Here is an 18,341-nt window from a genome sequence, read left to right on the forward strand (position 1 = left end):
AATATATCGCTTTGTAAAAAATTCTTTGTCTAGCTTGTTGAGTAGCTATTCCAAGAGACGACTATAATCGATCATACAAGGAAACACCTCCCTAAAAAATGACTAGATTTAGAAAAAATACTTCACAGAATCCAGATTCACAAGTATAATGGAACAGGACGTTTTTGTGCTTAACCACTATCAGAAATGAACGATCAAAATTAGAAAGCGAAGTGAGAATATGGGACGTAAATGGGCAAACATCGTAGCGAAAAAAACCGCAAAAGATGCAAATAATAGCCGAGTTTATGCGAAATTCGGGATTGAAATCTATGCAGCAGCAAAATCAGGTGATCCAGACCCACACGCTAACCAAAAACTACGTTTCGTCATTGAACGCGCGAAAACTTATAATGTACCTAAACATATTATTGACCGTGCAATTGAAAAAGCAAAAGGTGCGGGAGATGAAACTTATTCTGAATTACGTTATGAGGGATTCGGACCAAATGGCTCAATGGTCATCGTTGATACCTTAACAAACAACGTGAACCGTACAGCTGCTGATGTACGTGCTGCTTTTGGTAAAAACGGCGGAAATATGGGTGTTTCTGGAGCTGTTTCTTACATGTTCGACAATACAGCGATTTTTGGTTTTGCCGGCGAAGATGCAGATGAGATCCTTGAATATTTGATGGATAAAGAGATTGATGTACGTGATGTCATGGAAGAAGATGGACAAATCATCGTTTATGGTGAAGTTGCTGATTTCCATAGTATCCAAGAAGCATTGAAAGAAAAAGGAATCACTGATTTTTCAATTGCTGAGATCCAAATGATTCCTCAAAATGAAGTGACACTTTCACCAGAAGACCAAGAAACATTTGAAAAAATGATTGATGCGTTGGAAGAGTTGGAAGATGTTCAACATGTTTTCCATAATGTAGCATTGGAAGACTAAACGATAAAAACGAATGAAGGTTGTGAAAGCATCGGATAGCTTTCGACTTGCGATTTATCCGTTTTTCGTTTTTACACCTGCTAATAGTCTGGGACGATTCGTCTCTCAGACTATTTTTTTACGCTTAAAAGAAGATCATTCGTTCTGAAAAAACAGTAGTTTATGACGAATCAATGATTTTATCTTTTTTTCGTATGTTTTATTTTTTATTCTGTTTCGTCCTGTGTTATTATTGATATAGACGTATTATTGAAAAAATGATACATAGGAATGTGGATGTAGGCGGGGAAATTTTATGGAAGCAAAAATTAGTTTAGAGCCTTTTGAACGTATTTTAAGCGGTTACCAAAAGATCGAAGAATTAGCTGTGAATATCACAGACTGTTCAAAATTAGCAAAAAAATATGCCCATTATGGTGTAGAAGGTTATCGTTTAGGAAATTACGTAGGTACTGGTTACCTTAATCGCTATTTGGAATGTATGGTTGATCGCGTCCCCATGTTGATTTACAAAAGAAATTATTTAATCCCTTTACTTTTTAGACGTTCAGATTCAACCTTTCGATTATTTGAAGAAAATTATCGTATGGAAGCTTTCTTTCGTTTGTTAGAATGGAGCTTAAAACATCAACCAACAAAAATCTTAATTGAAAAAAATGAAAAATATGATTCTAAAAAAGTAAAAGTGATCGACAGTGCTTATCTAGCTTTTCGTTTATCAGAAATCCTTGATAGTGGAGGCTATCCGATCAGTAACTTCCGATCAATCGAACAGTTTATTGATTGGAATCGAATTTATCGGCTGATAGATAACGGGGGGATTGGGCGTCATAGTAAAGTCTTTGATCCTGAGTATCCTGAAAATATAGAAGAATTGCGAATGATTATTTCACTAGTTAAATTAAAGTATCCAGATACTGAATCATTTGTTTAAAAGGCGAGGTTGTGACTAAGTGGTTAGCTTCTTATTCTTGAAGCTACTTCTTTAACACCGTTTATTAAGAATAAAGGGCTGTGACAAAAATTTTGTCACAACCCTTTATTTTTATATATTGATAGTGGTATATAATGCTGGGTCCATGGATTCAATCAAAGGACTTTCAGATTCAGAAGTAACTAAAACGAGTTCGTGCATGGCTCTTGTACACATGGTGTAAAGAACTAATTGATCTTGGTCAGTGGCAAAGTTTGTATCATCGATTCCCCATAAGAAAACGCGATCAAACTCGAGCCCTTTTGCCAAGAATGCTGGTAGTAGGACGATTTGTCGTTTCATAAAATCTGTTTCATCAGAAATCAATTGGACACGATCTTTTAAGTATTCGGGCAACTGTTCATAGAGTTGTTCACACTCAGTCTGTGTTTTACCAATGATTGCGGTACGCCAGTAACGGGTATTTTCTTGAGTCGTTTCAAGCGTAGTTTTTAACCAATTTAATCGTTCTTCTAAGGAGGAACCTTTCACGATAGAAGGAAGCGTACCTTTGCGAGCCGTCGTTTCTACTTGATTTTCCTCAGTAAGAAAATGATTCGCAAAATCCGTGATCTCTTTTGTTGAACGATAGCTGGTCGTTAACTGGAAGTGTGTGATTTCTTGGTCTTTGAATAGTTGATCCAAAGAGCCAGTAATCGTTTCATTGCCGAAAACATTTTGATTTAGATCACCACAAAAAGTGAGATTAGCTTTTGGATAGATCGCTTGTAAAAGAGCTACCTGAGCGGGAGCGAAATCTTGCATTTCATCGATAAAGATATAGCGAGCTTTTTGTATCACAGACACTGGATGGATGCGACGCATCAGCAAGAAGAATAATACTGCATCTTCTTGTCGTAGTTCTCGTTGACGAAGCTTCTCTTTTAATAAGGCTGAATGATCGTTCCACATCGTTGCGCTAATGTCATTTTTAGCCAACAGCGCCTGAGGTACGGTTTGTAAAAAGTGAAGGTATTGTTTGGTCAAATTGACAAATTGAAACTGATTGATACCGCGGTAGATTCGACGGAATCTTTTCTTCACGATTTGATTCGCTAGTTTTTTCCGTAAAGACTGTTCTTTTTGCTCCGTATACTCAAGGTTCGGATCATTCGCATATAAGTCTTGCAATTGTTCTTCTGCTAATTCTTTGACCCATTTTTGACGCATCTCATCTTTTTGGAGTCCACCCAATTTTTTTAATAATTTTGTTTGCAACAAGGAGAGACGTTGATGTAACGGTAAGAGTTCATTGGTTTCTTGATACCATTTGCGGATCGATTCTTTTGCTAAAATCGTCCGACCGTTAATTTTCATATCTCTAAACAAGGGACCAAAACCAGTAATATGATCGATATAACGATCAATCTGATGGATTAGTTGAAGACCGCTTTTGAAGGTTTGGATCGGGTCCTTGTCTCCAGATAAAAAACCAACTTCTTGTTGCTCTTCTTCTAACAATGAAAATTCAGGTAATAACTGTTCCAAATAAGACTTGAAGGTTTGCGTAGGTACACCACTTTCACCTAAAGAAGGCAAAACAGTCGAAATATAGTCAGAGAAAAGATGATTAGGAGAAAAAAGTAAAACGTTCTCGGCATCTAACCATTTTCGATTGTGATAAAGTAAAAAGGCGATCCGTTGTAATAAAGCGGATGTTTTTCCACTACCAGCGATTCCTTCGATCAACATCACTTGACTTGTTGTATCACGAATAATGGCATTTTGGGCTTTTTGGATCGTAGAGACGATATTTTTCATATGCGCACTTGAGGCATCGTCTAGGATCTCTAGTAAGAAATCATCGTTGATCACTTCAGAAGTATCCACCATCGAAATAATTTTTCCGTCTAAGATTTTAAACTGACGTTTCAGCAGTAATTCAACATTGATTTTTTCAGTATCTGTTTCATAGAAGGCTGGTCCAATTTCCCCTTCGTAATAAAGGTTAGCAATTGGGGCACGCCAGTCGATTACGATTGTTTCTTCAGAGAGATCTCTTAAAGAAGCGATTCCTAGATAAAGTGTCTCTGCGTCTGTTTCTTCTTTAAAATCGATTCGGGCAAAGTAAGGGTTGTCTTCCATAACTGTTAACGTTTGGAGCCTTTTTTGCTGCGATTCAAGCGTATGGTATTTTAAAAGCAATTCTTGCTCATGTTGGCGGTATTCGACAGCTGATTCATAAAAGGATTCATTAGACCCACCTCTGATCTTATGGCTGGCGGTGTCTTTCGTAGAATCTTGCATCTCTTGGGTAAGAGATTGTTGTTTAGTGTTTAATAGCTTTTGTTCAAGCTGGATCAACTGAATGGTTTCATCCACGTGTTGTTGTTCTAGTTGTCTTTCATTCATTGCGTATATTACTCCTTCCGCCGTAAATAACGAATTAAAAGTATAGCACAAAAAGTGAGAAAAAGGTATCTTTGACTATTCGTTTGAAGGAAAGTGAAAGAAGAAAATCAATGAGAGTGAGAGTTGTTTTCAGTTAAGTGTAAATAATTTTCATTCTAGTTCTAAGTCAGTATCCTAAAATTGTAGGGAGTGAACAATATGACACATTTTAAAAAATTTTCAATCACCGTTTTGATAGGAATGACGGCACTTATTTGCGAATTTATTTTTAAACGACCCACACTTGCATTTCTGATTATCGCGATCACGGGTGGTATTTTGGCTTTCTTTATGTTTATTGAGATGATTAAAACATTACGTTCAGGTAAATATGGTGTGGACATTCTTGCTATCACAGCGATTGTTGCGACATTAGTGGTAGGAGAGTACTGGGCCAGTTTGATGATCCTGATCATGTTGACTGGCGGAGACAGTTTGGAAGACTATGCCAATAAAAAAGCTAGTCGAGAATTGCAAACGTTATTGGACAATACACCACGCACAGCGCATCAATTGATGAATGACCAATTGAAAGATATTCCAGTAGAAGCTGTTGAGATCAATGATTTATTAGTGGTGAAACCAGGAGAATTAGTGCCCGTTGACGGAAAAGTAGTGAAAGGTGAGTCGCAATTTGATGAGTCTTCATTAACAGGTGAAGCCAAACTTGTATTAAAAAAAGCAGGCGATGAACTGATGTCTGGCTCAGTCAATGGGGACGGTTCCGTTCAAATGATCGTTGAAAGAAGAGCAGCTGATAGCCAATACCAACAAATTATTAAATTGGTCGAAGAATCAAAAGAAAAACCAGCTCATTTTGTACGCTTAGCGGATCGTTATGCGGTGCCTTTTACATTGATAGCTTATTTGATCGGAGGTATTTCCTGGTGGGTCACGAAGAATCCTGTTCGTTTCGCAGAAGTTCTCGTTGTTGCTTCACCTTGTCCTTTGATTTTAGCTGCACCGATTGCCTTAGTGGCTGGAATGAGTCGTTCAAGTAAAAACGGAATCGTCATCAAAACAGGAACCGCCTTGGAAAAATTAGCACGAACCAAGACAGTTGCATTTGATAAAACGGGTACCATCACTAAAGGGGTCCTCGAAGTAGCAAGTATTCACCCAGAAGCTGGTGTAACATCAGAAACGCTCTTGGTCTATGCGGCAAGTGCCGAACAAGAATCAAGTCATATCTTAGCCCGATCACTAGTCCATGAAGTCGATAACGAAAAGTTAATGCCAGTGAATGAATTAAAAGAGATCACGGGGCAAGGAATACAAGCTAGAGTAGATGGACGTTTCGTTAAAGTTGGCAGAGCTTCATTTGTCGGTGCCAAAGAAAGCCAATCTACTAAAACAGCTATCTATGTTGCAATTGATGACCATTTTTCGGGTACGATCTTATTTTCAGACGTGCTGCGTCCAGAAGCACAAGCAACGATTGAACAATTGAAAACAATGGGTGTAGCGGATTTGATGATGATCACAGGGGATGGACCGGCTATCGCTGAATCAATTGCAAAGGAGGTTGGGCTCACGGCTGTTCATGCTCGTTGTTTGCCGCAGGACAAATTGAATATCCTTGAGAGTATTCCCGAAAGTGAACGTCCCGTAACGATGGTGGGCGATGGGGTCAACGATGCTCCAGCTTTGACGATCGCAGATGTTGGAATAGCCATGGGCGCACACGGATCAACGGCAGCTAGCGAAAGTGCTGATGCGGTGATACTAAAAGATGATTTGACAAAAGTTGCTACTGCTATAACGATTTCCAGAGATACGATGAAAGTAGCGAAACAATCTGTTTTAATCGGTATTTTTATTTGTGTTTTTTTAATGCTGGTTGCTAGTACGGGGGTAATCCCCGCTTTGTTTGGAGCGGTTCTCCAAGAAGTGGTAGACACTGTTTCGATTTTAAGTGCATTGCGGGCTAAAAATGAGCGATCCCACACGTAACATCAGAAAAGACCTTTTCTCTTTGCTTTTTTTGCGGTATGATCATAGCATAGAAGAAGGGTTGAAAAGACCACTTACATTTAAGATAGCAATCATTAAAAGGAGACGAGACAATGCCATTTGTACACGTAGAACTAGTTGAAGGACGTAGCCCAGAACAATTAGAAAATATGATGAAAGATATTACAGAAGCTGTTCATAAAAATACCCAAGCACCAAAAGAACATATCCATGTGATTATCAATGAAATGAAAAAAGGCACTTATGGTGTAAATGGTGAATGGAAAAAATAAGTCACACCCACACTTGATTTTTCTTTTTATTAGTGGTTAAATAAACACATAGTTGATTGATGAGAAAGACAACTGAATTTGAGAGTCTTCGATAAGAGAGGAAAAGCCAGGCTGAAACTTTTCCAGAAGAAAACCAAAGGATGACCACTTTCGAAACCTTTGTTGAAACAAAGGCGGTCGTACCGTTATAACGCTCAAGGAACGTGTAAACGTTCGAAATTAGGTGGAACCACGAATCTTTCGTCCTAGTATCTCTTTTATGAGGTGCTGGGACTTTTTTATTGGTGTCAACTCATTCAATCAAAAAATCAAAGGAGGCTATTTTAATGATAAAAATTACTTTTCCAGATGGCGCAGTGAAAGAGTTTGATGCGGGAATCACGACTGCTGAGATTGCTGCAGGTATTTCCAAAAGTTTAGCTAAAAAAGCATTAGCCGGTAAAGTGAACGGTCAGTTGATTGACTTGAATCGTGGCATCGAAGAAGATGCGTCAATCGAGATCGTTACACCTGACCACGAAGATGCATTAGCATTGGTACGTCACTCAACCGCACACTTGATGGCACAAGCTATGAGACGCTTGTACCCAAATATCCATTTCGGTGTCGGACCAGCAATCGATTCAGGATTTTACTATGACACAGACAACGGTGAAAACCAAATCAGTGCCGAAGATCTTCCAGCAATCGAAGCAGAAATGATGAAAATCGTGAAAGAAAACTTACCGATCGAACGTAAAGTTCTTTCTAAAGAAGAAGCTCTGGAAATCTTTGCAAGTGATCCTTATAAAGTAGAATTGATCAGTGAATTACCAGATGAGGAAGTAATCACTGCTTATCAACAAGGAGAATTTATCGATTTATGCCGTGGACCACATGTCCCATCAACCGGTCGTATCCAAGTCTTCAAACTATTATCTGTAGCTGGAGCTTACTGGCGTGGAAATTCAAACAATCAAATGATGCAACGTGTCTATGGGACAGCATTTTTTGATAAAAAAGACTTAAAAGAATTTATTCGTCTACGTGAAGAAGCAAAAGAAAGAGACCACCGTAAATTAGGAAAAGAACTAGATCTATTTATGGTATCACCACAAGTTGGTTCAGGCTTACCATTCTGGTTACCTAAAGGTGCAACGATTCGTCGAACAATTGAACGTTATATCGTTGATAAAGAAATCAGCTTAGGTTACCAACATGTCTACACACCAATCATGGGAGATGTAGAATTGTATAAAACATCAGGTCACTGGGATCATTACCAAGAAGACATGTTCCCACCAATGGATATGGGTGATGGTGAAATGTTAGTTCTTCGTCCGATGAACTGTCCGCATCATATGATGGTCTATAAAAATGCGATCCATTCCTACCGCGAATTACCAATCCGTATCGCTGAACTAGGCATGATGCACCGTTACGAAAAATCAGGTGCGCTATCAGGTTTACAGCGTGTTCGTGAAATGACATTGAACGATGGGCATACCTTTGTACGTCCTGATCAAATCAAAGATGAGTTCAAACGTACGTTGGAATTGATGGTCGCAGTTTATGCTGACTTCAATATTACAGACTATCGTTTCCGTTTGAGCTATCGCGATCCGAACAACACGGATAAATATTTTGATGATGATGCTATGTGGGAAAAAGCGCAAGTGATGTTAAAAGCCGCAATGGATGAATTGGAATTGGATTACTTCGAAGCAGAAGGAGAAGCTGCTTTCTATGGTCCAAAATTGGATGTTCAGGTCAAAACAGCTTTAGGAACAGAAGAAACATTATCAACGATCCAATTAGACTTCTTGCTTCCAGAACGCTTTGATTTAACTTATGTTGGTGAAGATGGCGAAAATACACATCGTCCAGTAGTTATCCACCGTGGGATCGTTTCAACGATGGAACGTTTTGTTGCTTATTTAACTGAAGTTTATAAAGGAGCTTTCCCAACTTGGTTAGCACCGATCCAAGCAACAATCATTCCTGTTTCAGTTGAAGCGCATAGTGACTATGCTTATGAAATCAAGGAACGTCTACAAATGAAAGGTCTACGTGTCGAAGTAGATGACCGCAATGAAAAAATGGGTTATAAGATTCGTGCATCACAAACACAAAAAATACCATATCAACTAGTCGTTGGTGATAAAGAAGTGGCTGATGCAACGGTCAATATTCGCCGATATGGTAGCAAAGAAACTTCAGTAGAAGATCTCAACATGTTCGTTGATGCGATGGTTGCTGAAGTCCAAAATTATAGTAGACAAGGTTAATTTCAATAGTCGAAAAAGTGACCTGACTACCCTAGAATGTAAGATCAAACCGATGGTATCGAAAATCGAAAACGATTTTTGATACCATCGGTTTTTTACTAAGTGAATTGTTACGCTTCTCCCATATCTTTTTAAGAGTTAAAGCTAAATCGTGCAATTTGAAACAACAAAGCGATAATGAGAATCTTTTTTTCTGAAATTACGAAAAGATGAATAAGCAAGCCTTTCATCTTATGCTATTATTAGGTTGAAAAGGAAAAAAGGAGGGCTGAAAATGGGAACTTTTTTTACAAATAAAAGGCTAAATAAAAAAGGAAATAACGTAGCTCAAAATGAGTTAAGCGAGCAAACAAACGAAATGCAGTCAAAACAAGCCAATCGTAAAAAAAAGAACTTAGCAGTAAATTTAATCGTAAAAATTGAACATGCGATTAAACAAAGGAGTCAACATAAATCCACGAATCAAAAAAATTCGAAGTCCGTTGGTCCCGCTAAACGAATGTTGGAATTGATTAGGCGAGATTTTTCTATGCTTGAGAAAGTACTAAATAATACTTACCAGGAAATCCATAAGCTTGACCGCTCTTTCAGAACAAAAATGATCAGTTACATAAGAAACGATCGGAAAAGAATGGCAACAAAAATTCGTGCGTTCAAAACAACTTTGATTCCTCATAAAAGTAATTTTACGAATCAAATCGAAATAGCTCCTCGTGCTAAGAATGAAATGGAGAATATTTTACCTATAACGAAAATTAAAATGAAACAAAGAAATGAAGAGCAGACTAAACTTGGTCTCAGAAAAAATTTGTTTAAGCAGTTTTTCAACCGACTGTTATATTCCAATAGCCAAAAAATGAGGAATCAAGACCTAAACAAAATAGTAGTAGAAAAAATACAGCAAGAAAAATATGAAGAAAAACAAGTGTTGTTAACAATGGAACAAATATTAGCAAGATCGTCAAATAGAAATGATATGCCAAAACAACTTTTCAGTCGATCAATACAACCATTCGAGAATACTAAGGAAGAAAGACTAGTACAAATAAGTGAGAAAATCCAACATGCTATGAACTTCTCAACTTCTAGGAATCAATTAGGAGCAGCACATGCGGAACACCAACTCTAAAAGTTCTGTCATGACATCATTTATAAATTGGAGTTCAATACTCGTGACTTCTATCAAAAGTATTCAACGTGAGACAACAAAATTTTCATGATAAAGAGTGCAACTATCATATGAATGATAGGATAACCAGGAGCTGCAATCGTCCATTCTTCTTGAAAAATTAAGCTTTTATCTAAGAGTCCTAGGCTTGCCTTGGGCTCTATTGCTGTAGCCGAACCTCATCAATTATTTTTTAGCCTCATACTTTTTCTCCAACATTTATTTACAGATGATGACAAAATTTCTTGTCAGACGTCACGATCTTATTAGTGGGATATGGTATACTTAGCTAGACTGGAAGAGAAAAAGGAAGTGAGACAAATGAGCGTTATTAGCCGTATTGAGAGCATGATGGAGGAGTATTCTTCAACTGAAAAAAAGCTCGCTGATTATATCATCAAAAATGTAGAAAAAATTCCCACGATGACTGCGAACGAGTTAGCAGAAGCTGCTGGGTTAAGTGCGCCCACAGTTGTCCGATTTTCTAAAAAAATTGGGTTTCAAAGTTTGACTGACTTCAAAATAAATATTTCGACCGAGTTACAAACCGGTATCGTTGAAGGCTTCAGTGATATTCATCCAAACGAATCTTTTTATTCGATCAAACACATTTTGGGAAATAATGCGCAAGTGGCAATCAAAGAAACGGTGGACATTTTAAATGAAGAAAAAATTCAAGAAGTGGTTGAGACTCTAGAAAGTGCTGAAACAGTCTTTCTATATGGCGTGGGCGCTTCATCTTTAGTGGTGGAAGACATTTTGCAAAAATGGTCTAGAGTAGGCAAACCCATTATTTTTGAAAAAGATATCCATGTTTTACTTCCTCAATTAGTAAGCAATGAAACCAAAAAAGTATTATGGTTAGTCTCCAATTCTGGTAGTAGCGCGGATGTCGTAGCAGTTGGAGAAATCGCAAAAGATTTAGGCATTGAGGTAATTGCTTTAACGCAATTTGGAAATAATCCTTTAAGTAAGTTGGCGGATGTTGTTGTACAAACCTCACGTCCAAAGGAAATTACCAATCGAAGCGCTGCTACAAATTCTTTGCTGGCTCAGTTTGTTACTATCGATATTATTTTTTATTTATATATGACAAAGAATGAACAGTTGGGGGAAAAAGTTCGTGAAACCAGACAAGTAATTAAAGGATACTTTGGTTCAAAACGGTAAGAGCATTATAAAAAGTTTTCCACAGTAAAAATATCATTTGTTGTGTTTCACGATAAGAAAATGATAAATTAAATAAAAAACTTTATTTTTTAAAGGTTTGAATTGTTTGAAAACTTGACACGATTTTATCCTGTGAAACAAAAAAAGAATATCAACTTGAAATAAGTTAAAGAATTTATTAGTGATTTTCGTTTCTTCTTTTTTATTTCAAGAAATTTAGGTACAATGAAACATAACAGTAAGTAGGAAAAAGATAGGAATGATGAGAGAGTTTATGAAAAAACTATTAAACAATTCATGGATGGATAAATTGAAAAAAGGTGCACAAGAGCCGAAAAACAAAACATTTCGACGTTCACATGTCCCTTTTCGGTTGAATTTTCTTTTTTTCATCATATTTACATTATTCGTCGCATTGATTGCACGATTAGGTTATCTACAAATCGTTAATGGCGAAGCAATGGAAGCCAAAGTGAAATCATCATCGACACTAACGATCCAAACCAGTTCTCCGAGGGGGATGATTTACGATTCGACAGGTAAACCATTGGTGACGAACCAAGCGAATCAAGCAATTACTTTCACCAGAGGAACAAAAATGACGGCAGAGGATCTGCTTAAAGTAGCGACAAGACTAAATCAATTAATCAATGTGCCAGTTGATGAAAATTTAACTGAACGAGATAAAAAAGACTTTTGGTTAGCTGATCCTAAGCATTTGAAAGAAGCAACGGAACGCTTAACAGCAAAGGAAAAACAACTTGATTCCAGCGATCAATACAAAGCGTTAGTTGATAAAGTAACCGATAGTGAAATCAACTTCAATGAAGAACAATTAAAAATCGCGACGATTTTTAAACGCATGAATAGTGCGTATGAGTTGAACACGGTATTTATCAAAAATTCAGGTGTGACTGATCAAGAATTAGCGGTTGTTTCCGAACATGCTTCAGAACTACCTGGAGTATCCACAGGAACCGACTGGACACGTCAATACACGGCTGCTGACTCAATCAAAAGTATTTTAGGTAGTGTGACAACAGAAAAACAAGGTTTACCAGCTGATGAAGTAGATGAATACTTAGCTAAAGGCTATTCTCGTAATGATCGTGTGGGACAAAGTTACCTTGAAAAGCAATATGAAGATGTGTTACAAGGAACAAAAACCCAATATGAAGTAACCCTCGATAGTAATGGGAATGTAACGAATCAAAAAGAAATCTTTGCTGGTGAAAAAGGGTCCAACCTCATGTTGTCTCTTAACGCTGATTTCCAAGCCAAAGTCGAAAATATCTTAAAGACAAACTACCAAAAATTAGTGGATAGTGGAAAAGCGACTTATTCGCCAGGGGCGTATGCAGTAGCGATGAATCCACAAACCGGTGAAATATTGGCTATGACAGGATTTAGTCACCAAGAAGGGTCCAAAGAGTTGACAGAAAATGCTTTGGGTAATATTACTAGCGCCTTTACTCCAGGGTCAGTAGTCAAAGCAGGTACGTTAACTGCTGGTTGGCAAACGAATGTGATCTCAGGTAACCAAGTGTTAGTCGATGAGCCAATCAAATTACAAGGCTCTTCTGAAAAGAGTTCGGTCTTTAATCGAAGCGGGCGTATTGCAATCAATGCAGTCAAAGCACTTGAACTATCATCGAATACGTATATGATCAAAGTTGCGTTGAAAATGCTGGGATTGGAATATACACCAAATATGGGACTTCCTTCACTAAATGAAGAGTCAAAAGCCTATGAAGAATTACGTAAAGCGTTCAAACAGTTTGGCTTAGGAACAAAAACTGGGATTGATCTACCAAATGAATCACCAGGGATTTCTCGTTCTGTTGATTTTATGAAGAAATTTAATGCAGATAATGGCGCTCAATGGTACACACCAGGTAACTTTACTGACTTAGCTTTTGGTCAGTTTGATACCTATACACCGATCCAATTAGCGCAATATGCTTCAACTGTAGCCAATGGTGGTAAGAGAATCCAACCTCGTTTAGTCAAGGGAATCTATGGAAATGATGAAAATGGGAACCTTGGTCCGGTGAAAAAAGAGCTGGAAACAAAAGTCGAAGATACCGTTGATATTTCTCCAGCTGATATGTCGATCCTTCGTGAAGGATTCCATCAAGTTGTTCATGGAACAGATGCGTATACGACAGCTAAACCTTTAGCTAGTGCAAAAATGGATTTGTCTGCTAAGACTGGTACAGCCGAAACTGTAGCTGAAGGTCATCCAGATATTACCACAGTAAATAGTAATATCGTGGCCTATGGTCCGAGTGATAACCCACAAATTGCAATTAGTGTCGTTCTACCGAACTTATTAGATGAAAAAGATCATATGAATCTAGTCATTGCAAAAGAAATCATGGACACTTACTACGATATGTTCATGGCAAAATAAAAAGACCAACAACTAAAAAGACCGTTCCAGAGAAATACAATTTGTTTTCTCTGGAACGGTCTTTTTTGATTTTAAAGGGCTAATAAGTCTTCTAAATACGTAGCTAAGCCATCTTCTTGGTTGGTGTGTTCAGTGACATCGTTAGCAACGCCTTTTAATTGATCGGTACCATTTTTCATTGCAACTCCCCAGCCAGCATATTCTAATAGTTCCAAATCGTTATGTTCGTCACCAAAAGCAATGACATCTTTTTGATCGATATCAAGGTAATTGGCAATGCGATGAACGCCTTTGGCTTTTTCAATTCCTTTAGAAACGATTTCTAAAATAGCCATTGGTCCTCCCCAAGTACGAACATCAACAAAATTACCGAATTGGCGGGTTAATTCAGCTGAAACTTGTTCAGCATAGCATTTTTCTGTTCGAACCAGTAAAGAGGTTGGATCAGTTGTCAGATTTTTAGGCGATAATAAATTTTGAGGGCTAGGATTTGATGCAGCAAAAATTTTTTCATCAAAAAAATCAAAGCTGTCAATAAAATAAGTTTCACGATTTTCTGCAGCAATGAAATCTAAATTCAATTGGCGTTTTTGAGCTAAAATCTCGAATACGATGCGTTTATCGATCGATGTTTCTTTTTCATGAGCCCAATATTGATTAGGGATATGTACTAAAGCACCGTTAAAGTTGACCATCGGTGTAGACAATCCTAATTGCTGATAATAATGATAACTCATTCGGAAGGGACGCCCAGTAGCAATACTGACATGGTGACCAGCGTTAATCGCTTTTTTTAATGTTTCTTCAGTTTTTGAAGTAATGATTGAATCCGGATTTAAAGTTGTTCCGTCTAAATCAATGGCAATGAGCTTTCTATTCAAAAATGTCATTCCTTTCAATGCTAGTATGTGTTTCAGTCTAGCACATATATTTTTTTTAACAAGGTGCAAATGTAAGGGAAAAAGAAGTCTTTTTTAAATTAAAGAGAACGGATACATTTTGTTCAATAACTATTTATAAGGTAAAACACGAACATTAAGCATTTTTTTATTGCTTTTTTTAATGATTTTATTGAAAAGCGAACGAACTATAATTATAATCAATAATTGTTCGACGTAAACGGAATAGTTGACTTATTTTATTTTATTATTTGATTTTACGTCAAAAAAATTCAGGGAGTGGAAATTTTTTATGGAAAAGTTTTTCCAATTAAAGAAAAATAAGACAAATGTACCAACAGAAATCATGGCTGGGGTTACGACATTCTTTGCAATGAGTTATATCTTATTTGTAAATCCAACCATTTTGTCAGCATCAGGGATGCCTTTTCAGGCAGTGTTCTTAGCAACAATCATCGCTTCGATCATTGGTACTTTGGTAATGGGGTTGTTTGCAAATGTACCGTATGCGCAAGCACCTGGAATGGGATTAAATGCCTTTTTTACTTTTACAGTAGTTTTTGGATTAGGTTATTCTTGGCAACAAGCTTTAGCGATGGTCTTTATTTGTGGGATGGTCAACATTTTTATTACTGTGACCAAAATACGAAAATTGATCATTCATTCCATTCCTGAAAGTCTACAACATGCGATTGGAGGCGGGATCGGGATCTTTGTCGCTTATGTTGGGATCAAAAATGCAGGATTTCTCTCTTTTTCAGCTGATCAGGCAGCAATCACTAGTTCGGTGGTTGACGGAGGCAAGGCAACGAATGTCACAATCAATGGTGGGATCGTTCCAGCTTTAGCCAACTTCAATAATGCACCGATTTTATTAGCTGTGATCGGTTTGATTTTAACAGCGATCCTGGTGGTAAAAAATGTTCGTGGTGCGATGTTGATCGGGATCGTGGCAACCACTGTCTTAGGGATTATGATGGGGGTTGTTGATTTAAGTACGATTGATTGGCAAGCCAATTCATTAGGAAGTTCATTCAAAGAATTAGGCACGACTTTTGGTGCTGCTTTTGGACCAGAGGGGATGCAATCATTATTTAGTGATTCTTCAAAGATTCCACAAGTAATCATGACGATCATTGCGTTTAGTTTATCGGATACATTTGATACGATTGGGACGTTCATTGGAACAGGTCGCCGTACGGGGATCTTCTCAAAAGAAGATGAAGAAGCATTAGAAGATGGCAAAGGTTTCAAGACAAAAATGGATAAAGCGCTCTTTGCCGATGCCATTGCGACATCTGTAGGAGCAATCTTTGGAACATCAAATACGACGACTTATGTAGAATCTGCTGCAGGTATCGGTGCTGGTGGACGAACAGGTTTGACCTCAGTAGTGGTTGCAGTCTTATTTGCATTAAGTAGTTTCTTTTCACCATTGATTTCTATCGTTCCAACTCAAGCAACTGCACCTGCATTGATTTTAGTTGGTGTGATGATGATGGCTTCATTCACAGATATCAATTGGCTTGACCTGGAAGAAGCACTACCAGCATTCTTTGCTTCAATCTTTATGGGATTATGCTATAGCATCTCTTATGGGATTGCTGTCGGCTTCATTTTTTACACGATCGTCAAAGTAATCAAAGGGAAATTCAAAGAAATTTCAATCCCATTATGGATCGTTGTGGTCTTGTTTATCCTTAACTTTATTATTTTAGCAACGATGTAAACCAGCCTAACTGGTAGCTGAACTATTTTCTTAAAGAACCAGCTAAAAAGTCAGGAAACAACAACATGAGTAAGTTTACAATAAAAAGTAGCACAAATTTAATAAGAAAAAACGCTTTTTGCCATCACCATTTGAATGATTCGAAAAAAGTAGTATTTGCACTCTTAACGATTTTATATAGTTGTTAAGAGTGTTTTTTTGTAACATAAGATTTTCACTGTTAAGATAGTAAATAAGTAGAAGATAGTACTGCTCGGAACAAAACCTTTCGTCTATATAGTAACAATACATAATTTATGCTGTTTCAAAAAGAAATTTTTTGCAAAGAAACATAAAGAAATGAGGATGATCAATGAAGATACAATGGAAGAAAAATTTATTCGTGGCTTGGATCGGCTGCTTTTTTACAGGGGCTAGTTTTAGTTTAGTTATGCCATTTATTCCTGTATATGTAGAACAATTGGGTACACCAAGTGATCAAGTTGAGTTGTTTTCCGGTCTAGCGATATCTGTTACTGCCTTTGCTTCAGCTATCGTAGCGCCAATATGGGGGAATTTGGCAGATCGTAAAGGGCGAAAGCTCATGATGATCCGAGCTGCCGCAGGGATGACGGTAACGATGGGATCGTTGGCCTTTGTTCCCAATGCGTATTGGTTACTGGTCATGCGTTTTTTAAATGGCATTTTATCAGGTTATATTCCTAACGCGACTGCGATGATTGCTTCACAAGCGCCAAAAGAAAAAAGTGGTTGGGCATTAGGAACTTTATCGACTGGAGCGATTGCCGGCAGTTTGATCGGACCATCAATGGGAGGTGCGTTGGCGCAGTGGTTTGGTATGGAGAATGTTTTCTTGATTACTGGGGTATTATTACTTGTGACAACACTTTTAACCATTTTCTTGGTAAAAGAAGATTTTCAACCAGTAGAAAAAAATGATATGATCAGTACAAAAGAAATCTTTGCCAAAATGGATCATTTATCCATTCTGATCGGATTATTTGTGACCACTTTGATCCTTCAAATTGGTATCACAACTATCAGTCCTATTTTGACCCTATATATTCGTGAGCTAAGCGGGAATTCAGGAAATATTTTATTTGTTAGTGGGTTAATCGTTTCGATTTCAGGTGTGTCTGCAGTTTTTTCATCTCCTAAACTAGGGAAATTAGGGGATAAAATAGGGAACCAAAAAGTACTGCTTGCAGGGCTAACCTTATCTTTTTGTTGCTACTTGCCCATGGCTATTGTAGCGACCCCTTTACAGTTGGGGATCTTACGGTTTATTCTTGGTTTTTCAACGGGAGCGTTAATGCCATCCATCAATACACTCATCAGTAAGATCACGCCGCCAGAAGGAGTGAGTCGAATCTATAGTTACAATCAAATGTGTAGTAATTTTGGACAAGTCTTTGGACCGATGGTGGGCTCGACGGTTGCGCATGCCTTTAACTATCGCGCAGTGTTCATTGCTACAAGCCTCTTTGTTTTATCTAATATCTTATTATCTTTATTTAACTTCAGAAAAGTTCTTCGACAACGCTTCTGATCAGATGATGAAAAGATCGTGTGTCGCTTTCGTTAAAACCTCGCAACTCCGATGACACTAGGGAAGAATTTGTTGAAATAACCGCTCATGTTTTGAGAAATTCAGGCTTATTTCAAGGAACAACAATTATTCATTTTTGTGCATGATAAAGAGCCCGGGACGACCTTTTGTCCCAGGCTTAACTTTTCCACTCCAAAAAGTTAATGGAAAGCGAAATGATTTTATCAAAATACATAAAAAGGATGAGACTGCGTCCCACCCTCATTTGGCTTTTATGAATGTGATGAGGCTTCTTTTCTAGGAGTTGCCAATGCACCAAGTAAAATGACAACAACGCCTGCAACCAATGAAATAATCGTTGTTAAAGTAAAATCATAGCCACCGCTTGTAAGAGCCCCACCAATGTAACCTACGACTTGACCTAAGACAAATGACCAAAATAATGTGACGATATATCGCATAAAGAACACCTCTTTTCTAAGCTTAGTTTACCAGAATTTTGCTGAATGTAAAGAAAGCTAGTTGTAAAAAAACAAGTTTTATGATTTAACCAGTCCATGTGATAAAATAATAAAAATGCAAATCAAAGAGAATGA

General features: G+C 37.6%; 13 protein-coding genes. 10 read left to right on the top strand and 3 right to left on the bottom strand.

Annotated features, from left to right (window positions below; translation table 11 throughout):
• Positions 1-220: 220 nt before the first annotated feature.
• Positions 221-940, top strand: a complete 720-nt coding sequence (locus IGJ11_RS04180; RefSeq protein ID WP_063626840.1) for a YebC/PmpR family DNA-binding transcriptional regulator — start codon at positions 221-223, stop codon at positions 938-940.
• 295 nt (positions 941-1,235) lie between these two features.
• Positions 1,236-1,874, top strand: coding sequence for a hypothetical protein (locus tag IGJ11_RS04185; RefSeq protein ID WP_010719653.1), 639 nt, complete (start codon positions 1,236-1,238; stop codon positions 1,872-1,874).
• A 111-nt stretch (positions 1,875-1,985) separates the two neighbouring features.
• On the opposite strand, the gene helD is transcribed toward IGJ11_RS04185, so the two are convergent.
• Positions 1,986-4,265 (bottom strand): RNA polymerase recycling motor HelD, encoded by a 2,280-nt coding sequence (gene helD / locus IGJ11_RS04190; RefSeq protein ID WP_438772357.1) that lies wholly within the window; start codon positions 4,263-4,265, stop codon positions 1,986-1,988.
• Positions 4,266-4,463: 198 nt separating this feature from the next.
• Between helD and IGJ11_RS04195 the strand changes: the two genes are divergently transcribed.
• The 6 genes from IGJ11_RS04195 to IGJ11_RS04220 all read left to right on the top strand — a co-directional run bounded on the left by IGJ11_RS04195 (position 4,464) and on the right by IGJ11_RS04220 (position 13,568).
• A complete protein-coding gene (locus IGJ11_RS04195) occupies positions 4,464-6,257 on the top strand; it encodes a heavy metal translocating P-type ATPase (protein WP_207433207.1) in 1,794 nt (597 codons plus the stop codon).
• A gap of 113 nt (positions 6,258-6,370) precedes the next feature.
• Positions 6,371-6,550, top strand: coding sequence for a 2-hydroxymuconate tautomerase (locus tag IGJ11_RS04200; protein WP_002287649.1), 180 nt, complete (start codon positions 6,371-6,373; stop codon positions 6,548-6,550).
• Between the two features lie 326 nt (positions 6,551-6,876).
• Entirely contained in the window at positions 6,877-8,817 is a 1,941-nt protein-coding gene (gene thrS / locus IGJ11_RS04205; protein ID WP_034700539.1) for a threonine--tRNA ligase, read from the top strand.
• Between the two features lie 274 nt (positions 8,818-9,091).
• Complete coding sequence (locus IGJ11_RS04210) at positions 9,092-9,946, top strand: hypothetical protein (RefSeq protein WP_251849692.1); 855 nt, start codon at positions 9,092-9,094, stop codon at positions 9,944-9,946.
• A gap of 360 nt (positions 9,947-10,306) precedes the next feature.
• Entirely contained in the window at positions 10,307-11,155 is an 849-nt protein-coding gene (locus IGJ11_RS04215) for a MurR/RpiR family transcriptional regulator (protein ID WP_034700537.1), read from the top strand.
• A gap of 259 nt (positions 11,156-11,414) precedes the next feature.
• Positions 11,415-13,568 (top strand): peptidoglycan D,D-transpeptidase FtsI family protein, encoded by a 2,154-nt coding sequence (locus IGJ11_RS04220; RefSeq protein ID WP_010738122.1) that lies wholly within the window; start codon positions 11,415-11,417, stop codon positions 13,566-13,568.
• A 71-nt stretch (positions 13,569-13,639) separates the two neighbouring features.
• On the opposite strand, the gene IGJ11_RS04225 is transcribed toward IGJ11_RS04220, so the two are convergent.
• Positions 13,640-14,449 (bottom strand): Cof-type HAD-IIB family hydrolase, encoded by an 810-nt coding sequence (locus IGJ11_RS04225; RefSeq protein ID WP_010738121.1) that lies wholly within the window; start codon positions 14,447-14,449, stop codon positions 13,640-13,642.
• Positions 14,450-14,759: 310 nt separating this feature from the next.
• On the opposite strand from IGJ11_RS04225, the gene IGJ11_RS04230 reads away from it, so the two are divergent.
• On the top strand, positions 14,760-16,196 hold the full coding sequence (locus IGJ11_RS04230) for an NCS2 family permease (RefSeq protein ID WP_178286489.1): 1,437 nt from the start codon (positions 14,760-14,762) through the stop codon (positions 16,194-16,196).
• A 352-nt stretch (positions 16,197-16,548) separates the two neighbouring features.
• Positions 16,549-17,745 carry a multidrug efflux MFS transporter gene (locus IGJ11_RS04235; RefSeq protein WP_010738119.1) on the top strand — a complete coding sequence of 399 codons (1,197 nt, stop codon included), beginning with the start codon at positions 16,549-16,551 and terminating at the stop codon, positions 17,743-17,745.
• Between the two features lie 272 nt (positions 17,746-18,017).
• Here the strand turns inward: IGJ11_RS04235 and IGJ11_RS04240 are convergent, their stop codons facing one another.
• Entirely contained in the window at positions 18,018-18,206 is a 189-nt protein-coding gene (locus IGJ11_RS04240) for a YjzD family protein (protein WP_010719643.1), read from the bottom strand.
• Between the last annotated feature and the right edge of the window lie 135 nt (positions 18,207-18,341).

The organism is Enterococcus sp. DIV0691 (genome assembly GCF_051711145.1).
GTDB classification, from domain to species: Bacteria; Bacillota; Bacilli; order Lactobacillales; family Enterococcaceae; genus Enterococcus_B; species Enterococcus_B hirae.

Coding starts and splice junctions, on each gene's coding strand:
- IGJ11_RS04240 (WP_010719643.1), bottom strand. CDS start 18,206: ATGCGATATATCGTCACATTATTTTGGTCATTTGTCTTAGGTCAAGTC.
- IGJ11_RS04195 (WP_207433207.1), top strand. CDS start 4,464: ATGACACATTTTAAAAAATTTTCAATCACCGTTTTGATAGGAATGACG.
- thrS (WP_034700539.1), top strand. CDS start 6,877: ATGATAAAAATTACTTTTCCAGATGGCGCAGTGAAAGAGTTTGATGCG.
- IGJ11_RS04235 (WP_010738119.1), top strand. CDS start 16,549: ATGAAGATACAATGGAAGAAAAATTTATTCGTGGCTTGGATCGGCTGC.
- helD (WP_438772357.1), bottom strand. CDS start 4,265: ATGAATGAAAGACAACTAGAACAACAACACGTGGATGAAACCATTCAG.
- IGJ11_RS04230 (WP_178286489.1), top strand. CDS start 14,760: ATGGAAAAGTTTTTCCAATTAAAGAAAAATAAGACAAATGTACCAACA.
- IGJ11_RS04180 (WP_063626840.1), top strand. CDS start 221: ATGGGACGTAAATGGGCAAACATCGTAGCGAAAAAAACCGCAAAAGAT.
- IGJ11_RS04215 (WP_034700537.1), top strand. CDS start 10,307: ATGAGCGTTATTAGCCGTATTGAGAGCATGATGGAGGAGTATTCTTCA.
- IGJ11_RS04210 (WP_251849692.1), top strand. CDS start 9,092: ATGGGAACTTTTTTTACAAATAAAAGGCTAAATAAAAAAGGAAATAAC.
- IGJ11_RS04185 (WP_010719653.1), top strand. CDS start 1,236: ATGGAAGCAAAAATTAGTTTAGAGCCTTTTGAACGTATTTTAAGCGGT.
- IGJ11_RS04200 (WP_002287649.1), top strand. CDS start 6,371: ATGCCATTTGTACACGTAGAACTAGTTGAAGGACGTAGCCCAGAACAA.
- IGJ11_RS04220 (WP_010738122.1), top strand. CDS start 11,415: ATGATGAGAGAGTTTATGAAAAAACTATTAAACAATTCATGGATGGAT.